This window comes from Streptomyces sp. NPDC057424, from assembly GCF_042803315.1.
GTDB lineage: Bacteria > Actinomycetota > Actinomycetes > Streptomycetales > Streptomycetaceae > Streptomyces.
On record NZ_JBHVCP010000046.1, the window covers coordinates 53,171 to 61,396 of the forward strand.

The 8,226-nt window shown below is 72.3% G+C and carries 6 protein-coding genes; 1 reads left to right on the forward strand and 5 read right to left on the reverse strand.

The window, feature by feature from the left end; genetic code table 11:
* Positions 1 to 12: 12 nt before the first annotated feature.
* The 5 genes from ACFU3E_RS29150 to ACFU3E_RS29170 all read right to left on the reverse strand — a co-directional run bounded on the left by ACFU3E_RS29150 (position 13) and on the right by ACFU3E_RS29170 (position 7,149).
* Positions 13 to 1,014 carry a GDP-mannose 4,6-dehydratase gene (locus ACFU3E_RS29150; protein WP_384164569.1) on the reverse strand — a complete coding sequence of 334 codons (1,002 nt, stop codon included), beginning with the start codon at positions 1,012 to 1,014 and terminating at the stop codon, positions 13 to 15.
* Positions 1,015 to 1,065: 51 nt separating this feature from the next.
* Positions 1,066 to 2,484: a hypothetical protein gene (locus tag ACFU3E_RS29155; RefSeq protein ID WP_384164572.1), complete on the reverse strand. Its 1,419-nt coding sequence runs from the start codon at positions 2,482 to 2,484 to the stop codon at positions 1,066 to 1,068.
* Positions 2,481 to 4,001, reverse strand: a complete 1,521-nt coding sequence (gene pelF / locus ACFU3E_RS29160; RefSeq protein ID WP_384164575.1) for a GT4 family glycosyltransferase PelF — start codon at positions 3,999 to 4,001, stop codon at positions 2,481 to 2,483. The genes ACFU3E_RS29155 and pelF overlap by 4 nt, the downstream gene beginning before the upstream one ends.
* Positions 4,002 to 4,098: 97 nt before the next feature.
* The gene (locus tag ACFU3E_RS29165; RefSeq protein WP_384164578.1) at positions 4,099 to 6,222 is read right to left on the reverse strand and encodes a hypothetical protein; all 2,124 of its coding nucleotides are present in this window, start codon (positions 6,220 to 6,222) and stop codon (positions 4,099 to 4,101) included.
* A 399-nt stretch (positions 6,223 to 6,621) separates the two neighbouring features.
* Positions 6,622 to 7,149, reverse strand: coding sequence for a hypothetical protein (locus tag ACFU3E_RS29170; RefSeq protein WP_384164581.1), 528 nt, complete (start codon positions 7,147 to 7,149; stop codon positions 6,622 to 6,624).
* Between the two features lie 498 nt (positions 7,150 to 7,647).
* Between ACFU3E_RS29170 and msrA the strand changes: the two genes are divergently transcribed.
* Positions 7,648 to 8,157 (forward strand): peptide-methionine (S)-S-oxide reductase MsrA, encoded by a 510-nt coding sequence (msrA, locus tag ACFU3E_RS29175; RefSeq protein WP_384164584.1) that lies wholly within the window; start codon positions 7,648 to 7,650, stop codon positions 8,155 to 8,157.
* The last annotated feature ends 69 nt before the right edge of the window (positions 8,158 to 8,226 follow it).

Below are 8,226 nucleotides of genomic sequence, written 5' to 3' on the forward strand. Positions count from 1 at the left end.
CGCTGTGAGGTGTCAGATGTTGTAGATGCCGGTCTTGTAGCGGGCGAGGTTGGCCGGGTCACGGAAGAACTCCACGGTGGACGCCAGTCCTTCCTCCAGGGTGTGCGCGGGCTGCCAGCCGGTGGCCGCGCAGAGCCGGCTCGCGTCCGCGACCAGCCGCATCACCTCGGAGTTGGCGGGGCGGATGCGGGCGGTGTCCTCGCGGACGTCGAGAGCGGTGTCCATCACCTTGCCGATCAGGGCGACCAGGTCGCCGACCGAGATCTCCCCGCCGGTTCCGGCGTTGAAGGTACGGCCCACGACCTGCTCGGCGGGCCCGGTACCGACGGCGAGGAAGGCCTGCGCGGTGTCCTTGACGAAGGTGAAGTCCCGGGTGGGGCGCAGGTCGCCGAGGGTGATCGTGCGTTCCCCCGCCGCGACCTGCCCGATCACGGTGGGGATGACCGCGCGCATCGACTGACGCGGCCCGAAGGTGTTGAAGGGGCGCAGTGTGACGACCGGGGTGTCGAAACTGGCGTGGTAGCTGTCGGCCAGCCGGTCCCCGCCCGCCTTGGAAGCGGCATACGGGGACTGGGTGTTGATGGGGTGGTCCTCGGTGATGGGCACGGTCTGGGCGGTGCCGTACGTCTCGCTGGTGGAGGTGTGCACCAGCCGGGGCGTGCCGAGGGCGCGCACGGCTTCCAGCACGTTGAGGGTGCCGGTGACGTTGGTGTCCACGTAGCTGTGCGGGGCCTGGTAGGAGTACGGGATCGCGATCAGGGCGGCCAGGTGGTAGGCGGTGCCGGCGCCTTCGAGGAGGCCGCGGACGGAGCCGGGGTCCCGGACGTCGCCGAGGACGATCTCCACCTGGTCCAGGACGTCCGGGTGCAGGGTCTCCAGCCAGCCGTAGGAGGAGAAGGAGTTGTACTGGGCCATGGCCCTGACCCGGTGCCCGGAGGCGACCAGTGCCTCGGTGAGGTGCGAGCCGATGAAGCCCTCGGCTCCGGTGACGGCGGCGAGCGGTGCGGAGGTCAACTGCGGTGTCCCTTCGGTTGGATGGGAGAGGAGCGGGGAGTGGCGCGGGGCTCAGGCGTGTGGGGCGGGCCGGCCGAGCAGCCACAGCGCGCACGCCGACAGACACAGGGCGGCGGCGCCGCAGCCGAGCGGCAGGGCCAGGGCGGCACCCGGTGGCAGATCGAACAGGACGACCGCTCCGGCCCCGCCGGCTGCCGTCAGGCAGATCCCGGCCGACGGCCAGGCCGCCCCGAACGCCTGGAGCAGCAGCGCGGTCCACAGGACGGCCGCGAGCAGCAGCAGGGCGGCCGGGTCGGCGCCGGTCAGCAGGGCCGCGGGCAGCAGCGGTGCGAGATAGGCGAGCAGGCAGAGGCCGAGGATGGCGGCCGAGCGCAGCAGGAACCCGGCGGGCGTGGCGGTGGCACGCAGCGCGGCGACCGACAGTCCGCGGTAGCGGTACAGCAGCCACTCCGCTGGTCCCATGCTCAGCGTCAGCACGATCACCGCGTACGGCTCCTCCCGTCCCTCCAGCAGCACCAGCACCCCCGCGGCCAGCCCGAACAGGCCGTACGGCAGTGACCACAGCAGGCGCGGCCGGGTCGCGCCGGCGACGGCCGGGACGGCGAGGGCGCCCCGCAGGACCCGGCCGGTGACGGTGAGCGTGGCGAGCAGCGCCAGCAGGGGCAGCCCGGCCCGGAGCGTGGGGCCGGGCTCCCACCACGGCAGGACGGCGGCACCGGCGAGCAGCGGGCTGAGCGCGGCCAGCAGCAGCCGTTCCCGGCCCAGCACCAGCAGGACACCGGCGGCTGCCAGGTACGCGGACTGCGCGGCAGCCACCAGGGTCACCGGTCCGCCGTCGGCGGGCAGCGCGGCGATCGCCGTGGCCGCCGCCGCTCCCGCGGGCGCGCCGGCCAGGAGGGTACGGCCCGCCTCCCGGCGTCCGGTCGCCATCCGCAGATGGGCGCGGTGGCCGAGTGCCTGCCCCCACGCCCAGGAGGCGAGGCCGGCCACGATGAGGGCGGGGGCGTGCCCGCCGGCGTTCCACAGTGGTGCGGTCAGCAGGTAGGCCAGCCCCGGCAGGGCGAACAGCACCCCCCGCAGCAGACAGCGCAGGGTGTCGGGGCGCCAGGGGTCGGCCGCCGGGGCGGGTTCGGGGAAGGTGCGCGGCACTCGCTCGTACAGCGCGGAGGCGAGGGAGAACAGGTTCGGGTGGCCGTACCGTTCGTTGATCAGGGAGACCGACAGCCCCTCCGCCTCCAGCAGCGCGGCCACCTCGTAGGGGTGGACCGCGGGACCTATGCGGTCGGCGAGTTCGGCGGCGAGCTCACTGACCGCCTCCTCGTCGGGACCGCGCCGGGGCAGCCGGATGGCGAGCGTGGTGTCGTCGAGGGCCCAGCGTGGCCGGCGGCGCGGCGGGCGGGTGCCGGCCAGCCGGATGGCCAGCGTGTCCTGCTCGGCGCCCCCGGGTTCGAGGGACATCGGCCCGCTCACAGGGCGAGGCTTCCGGTGCCGTTGACGGCCGGGGCGGACATGGTGACCGTCGGGGGCGTGAGCGTCAACGCCCGTGTCGGGTGGGCCAGTTCCAGGTAGACGGATCGGAACGTGTCGATGGTCTGCCGGAGGGTGAACTGCTCGATGACCCGCAGCCGGGCCGCCTCCCCCATCGCCCTGCGCCGCCCGGGGTCGCCCAGCAGTTCCAGCGCGGCCGTGGCCATCGCCTGCGGATCGCGTGGCGGCACCACGAGCCCGGTGTCACCGACGGCCTCGCGTACACCGCCCACGTCGGTGGAGACGGTCGCCCGTCCGCAGGACATGGCCTCGATCAGGGTGAAGGGGAAGCCTTCGCTGATGCTGGAGAGCATCACGACGTTCCCGGCCGCGTAGGCGTCCTTGATGTCGTCGACGCGCCCTTCGAACGTGACGGCGTCGGCGTGCCCGAGCTCGGCGGCCAGGGCCTCGCAGCGTTCCCGGTAGGCCTCTCCGCCCCGCGGTGTCCCGCCGAACAGCCGCAGTCGCGCGTGCGGGAGCCGGGCACGGACGAGGGCGAAGGCCCGGATGAGGGTCTCCAGATCCTTGATGGGGTCGACGCGGCCCGCCCAGCTGAGGGTGGGGGCCGCCGGCTCGGGCCCGGCCGCCGGGAACGCGGCGGGGTCGACGCCGTTGTAGACCGTGCGGATCGACGCCGGGTCGGCGCCTCCCTCTTCCTCCCACAGCCGGTTGTAGCGGTTGCCCGGCGTGATCAGGGCTGCCCGGCGGTAGCTCTCCTGCGCGAGCAGCCGGAAGAACCCGAGGATCACGGCCTTCACCGGCCAGCGGTAGGGGGCGGTGCGGTAGCCCAGGTAGCGCTCGCGGAGGTAGACCCCGTGCTCGGTCAGCAGCAGGGGAACGCCGTGGTGTTCGAGGGCGGCGAGGCCCGGCAGAACGGCGACCCCGCCGCTCACCGCGTGTGCGACGCCGCCCTCGGGCGCCGGGGCGGCCAGCGGGCGCAGGGCGTGCTCCAGCAGGCCGGTCGCGGTGAGCGCGTCGTGCAGGGTCGGCCGTGCCTCACGCACGGCGAGCCCGGGGCGGTTCCACAGCGCGGTGAGGATCGCGATCGCCCGGTCCGCGTGCAGGAAAGGGCTCAGCGTCCCGTCCGACGCGGCCCGTGCCAGCGCGTACAGGGCGGGCGCGAAACCGTCCTCGGCGCGCGGGTCGAGCAGCGCGGTCAGGAACCGCTCATAGGAGGTGGCGAGTTGGTTGCGGGCTCGGCCCCGGGGCGGTCGACCCTCGGGCGGGGCACCCCACAGGGGGACGGACAGCACGCTCGAGACGTGCGCGGGCAGGTCCCATACGACCGGCTCACGTCCGGTGCCGGTGACGGCGATGACGTCGAAGGCGAGGTCGGGCATGCCCTGGACGAGTTGGTCGCACCAGACGCTGACGCCTCCGTGGCTGTGCGGGTAGGTGCCTTCGGTGAGCAGGGTGACGCGCGTTGCTCCGGTACGTCGCGCGCCCTGGGGAACGGGCATCGATGTGCTCCACGGCCGAGGTGTGGGGTGGTTCGGGCCGGTCCTGGCCGCCGCGGGGCGGTCAGGACCTTCGGTCGGTCTTGGGCAGATGCGCCGTTCAGCCGTCTGAGGTGTGTCCCACCGGGTCGGTGACGCCCGTGGGGACACGGGTCTTCGGTGCGGGGCCGGTGGCCGGGGCGGGCTCGGCCGCGGTGGCCGCGGCCGGGACGGACGCCGGCAGGGTGAGAGCGAGCGGCGCACCCGCGGAGGGCGTCCAGCCGGACACTGCCCCCGCGTACGCCGTGCCGAACGCGGCCCCGGCCAGCGTGGTGCCGGTGGGCAGGGTCGCGGGGACCGCCAGCCCGTCCGGCGCGTCGACGGTCACCGTGCCGCCGATGCGGTAGGCGGTGATCTCTCCGGCCCGGACGGCGGCCTGCCAGTCCGCCCGGCGCCGGAGTTCCGCGCCGATGTCCCGCATCCGCGGGTTCACGACGGGTGTGTCCTCGGCGAACAGTTCCTCGTAGCCGTCCAGGACGCCGTCGAGCACAGGGTAGGCGATGCGGTCCTCGGCCAGGTTCGACTGGTGGATGAAATGTGGCTTGGGGTCGTTGGCCAGGACGTGCCCGAGGGCGATCCGTGTTTCCAGCGGGACGATGTGGTCGGCGTAGCCCGTGGCGGCGTCCAAGGGCGCCGGCAGACACGTGGTGGTGGCCGGGTTGTCCTCGCAGATGCCGCTGCCTCCCTCGGCGCGGCTGGTGTAGATCCAGTTGTACTCGTCGACCTGTTCGGCTGCCCGGCCGGCGTTGTAGAAGACGTTCATCGGGTAGCGGGGCACGGTCGTGGCCGGACCGACCTGACGCTGGGCGGGCTCACGGGAGTTGTCGGAGCCGAGCCAGGCGATGTCGTTGTCGTCGAGAGCGAGCGCCAGGTTGGGGTTGTCCTCGGGTTGCTGCGGCAGCACCTTCATGCCGGAGTGCTCGCCGGTGACCAACTCGTCGTTCAGCAGCGGCAGCCCGGCGCCCTCGCCCCAGACGCGGTTGGTGGCGATCTCGTCGGAGATGTCGTTGCGGCTCATCCACCGGGTGCTGCCGTCGGCGTGGGTTGCGCACTTCCACGGCACCACGGTGGTGTCCTGCACACAGCCGAGGAAGGGGTGCGAGTAGGTGTGGTTGATCCACCGGAACTCGCCCCGCCGGGCGATCAGCCGGTCGGCGAGGGCGTCGGTGCCGTTGTTGTCCTCCCGGTGGTCGACGCTGCCGGCGCCGTTGTAGGCGAAGTCGAGGGTGAAGTCCTTGCTGTTCTGCCAGTCGACGGCGTGGTCGACGTCGCCGGCCGTCATCCGGATCGGGTCGGGCGTCGCGTTGGGGTCCGTGCAGTCGACGTCGCCGGGCGTGCAGTTGAGCCGGCTGTTCCAGCGGTCGTCGGCGGCGAACACGTCGTCCACGTGGACGGAGAAGTAGTTCCGGGATGCGCCCAGGTGCACACCGCCGGTCATCCACTCCACGATGCCGCGGGCCAGGAGCCGGAACTGCTGCTGGTACTGGTTGTAGACGAAGGTGACGACCAGCTCGCGCCGCCCGTCGTGCCGGTACTCGCCCACCAGCGTGCCCTTGGCCGACTGCCCGGGGATCGCCGCCTCCACGTACGGGGTGAAGTCGGCCCCCGCCACGGGCTTCGACAGGTAGGCGTAACTCTCGCCGACCGCCGGGTCGTTGTCCTCGAAGGGCACCGCCCCGTCGAGATAGCCGAAGGGGCCCGACTTGCCGGCTGCGGTCACTTCCGCACGCTTGCCGTCGATGCTGCCGGAGTAGCCCCCGTGGACCGGGTACTGCAGACCGGCTTCGGGACGCGCGTAGGTGTAGGCGTCGACCTGGGGAATGTCGTACGTCTGCTCGTACGCCGCGAGTGCCGCCATCTCCGCGGAGCCGGCCGGGAACGGGTTGTCGTTGGGCAGCACGACGGCCTGGAACCTGGCGCGCGGCCGGTCGCCGGCGGTGTCCGCGAGGAAGTCGGCATCGATCACGGTCCGGTCGGACTGCGTGAGGTCGATCCGGGTGTACGGCGTGCCGGCCGCGGCCAGTTCGGCGGCTATCGCGTCGGTGGACGGCCCCCCGTCGCTCACCACCAGCACCCGCAGGTCGATACGGGGCGTGGTGTCGGCATGGGCCGCGCCGGCCGGCAGGCCCAGAGCGGCGATGAGTGCGCCCACCGTCAGCACGGTGGTGCGTAAGGTCCGCTTCATGCGGTGAGGTCCCCTCCCCGGGCAGGGGTGAGTACGGCTCCCGTGGAGCGGACGCACCCCCTTGCGTGCCGCCGGCGTCCCCCTCAGAAGCCAGTTCGTCACGCATCCGTTCGCACCACATAGTGATGTCTGTGTGGAGATTTCGCGGTCATGTTGCGGAACATGACGGAAAAGCGCAGGTGTCGAATGGGGTCCGTTCGAAAGCGAAGCGAGCCGTTCCTGGTTGCCGGTTGAGGCCGGACCTGGTGGGCGCGAGGGCCCGGCGTGCTGGTCCGGGCCCTGCGCCGCGCACCGGCGGGCCCGTGGGGCCCGCCGGCCGGAGTGTCAGTGGTCCAGACCGGGTCGGTCGTCCGGGGATGGAGGCTTTCAGGTCACGGCCGCCGGGCTCCGGGCGGAGCGTCAGGAACAGAGCACGCGCGTCACGGGCGTGTAGACCGGGCCGCCGCTGACGTTCGTGGAGTCGCTGAACTCGGCGTAGAAGTACGAGTAGAAGCCGATGTTGCCGTTGCAGCCGGAGTCGGCGGCGACGTCCAGTGTCAGGGTGACCGTACGGCTCTGGCCGGGCGGGATGGTGGCGCCGTAGTTGGCGCCGAGGTTGGCCGGGCCGGTCCCGGAGCAGGGGGCGGGGTCGTTCGCGGTGGTCAGGCTGCACCCGGTGAAGCTGTACTTGAGGTCGGGGCGCTGCGTGGTCAGCCACGTCGGTTCGATCGTCTGGTACACGAACCAGACGTCGTAGGTGTTGTTGTTGGTGATGGTCATCGACAGCTTCACCGAGCCGCCGGGTGTGGTGGTGGCGCTGTCGGTGGCGAAGGTCAGCTCCGCCGGCGCCGGGTCGGCCGCGCTGGCGCTGGGGGCCAGGCCGAAGACGGCGAGGGCGAGGGCGAGGACGGCACCGAGGCCGAAACGTCTCATCAGGGGTGATCGCATGGCCGGGAGGCTAGGCAGGGGCTGGGCGCAGCGTCTGCCCAGCGGGGTGGGCGCGCTTCGTGGCTCGGCTTGAAGTGTTCATGGCGTGAAGGGGGTGTGGTGGAAATGTGGTGGCGCGACTGAAGTCGCATTCGCCCAGGCAGCCGGTGGGTCCGGGGGCGGTGGTGCGGTGCGGGGCGCTGCGCGCCGCTTCCTCGGCCCGCAGGGACGACATTGGCGCGTATCGGATCCGGCGGGCCGCTCCCTTCCCTGTGATCGCCTGAGGTTCTCGGCCATCCGCCGGTTTCCGGCCTACAGGTCACAGAGGGTCCCGCCGGGATGCTCCGAGGTCGCAGCAAGGCGCCGTCCGGTGGCGCGATACGGGGTCCTGGTCGACGCTCCGGACAAGGGCCGGCTTGGCGCGGCTCGTCACCCGTCAAGGTGGCGACGGCGAGGTGGAGGGCACGTGTGCGAGGCTGGTCGTGTGTGGACGGCTACGGGCAGGAAAGGTGATGCGCCATGAGCGATGTCGAGGAGAGGGCGCTGCTGGCGGGTGGCTGCTTCTGGGGCATGGAGGAGCTGATCCGGTCGCTTCCCGGAGTGATCCGCACCCGGGTCGGCTACAGCGGCGACGGCGACAAGCCCCACCCCACTTACCGTGACCACGGAAAGCACGCGGAATCGATCGAGATCGTGTTTGATCCGACCGCTACCGACTACCGCGCGATCCTGGAGTACTTCTTCCAGATCCACGACCCGACCACGAGGAACCGGCAGGGCAACGACATCGGCCTGAGCTACCGCTCCGCCATCTTCTACCTCGACGACGAGCAGCGGCGCGTCGCGCAGGACACCATCGCCGATGTCGAGGCGTCCGGGCTGTGGCCCGGCCCGGTGGTGACCGAGGTCGTGCCGGCCGGCGATTTCTGGGAGGCCGAGCCGGAGCACCAGGACTACCTCCAGCGCTACCCGGACGGCTACACCTGCCACTTCCCGCGCCCGAACTGGCGGTTGCCCCGGCGCGGCTAGTGCCGCGACAGGCGGCGTTCGCCCCGTCGCGACGCCCGGCACGCTCCCCCAAGCTCTTCGAGCAGGGGG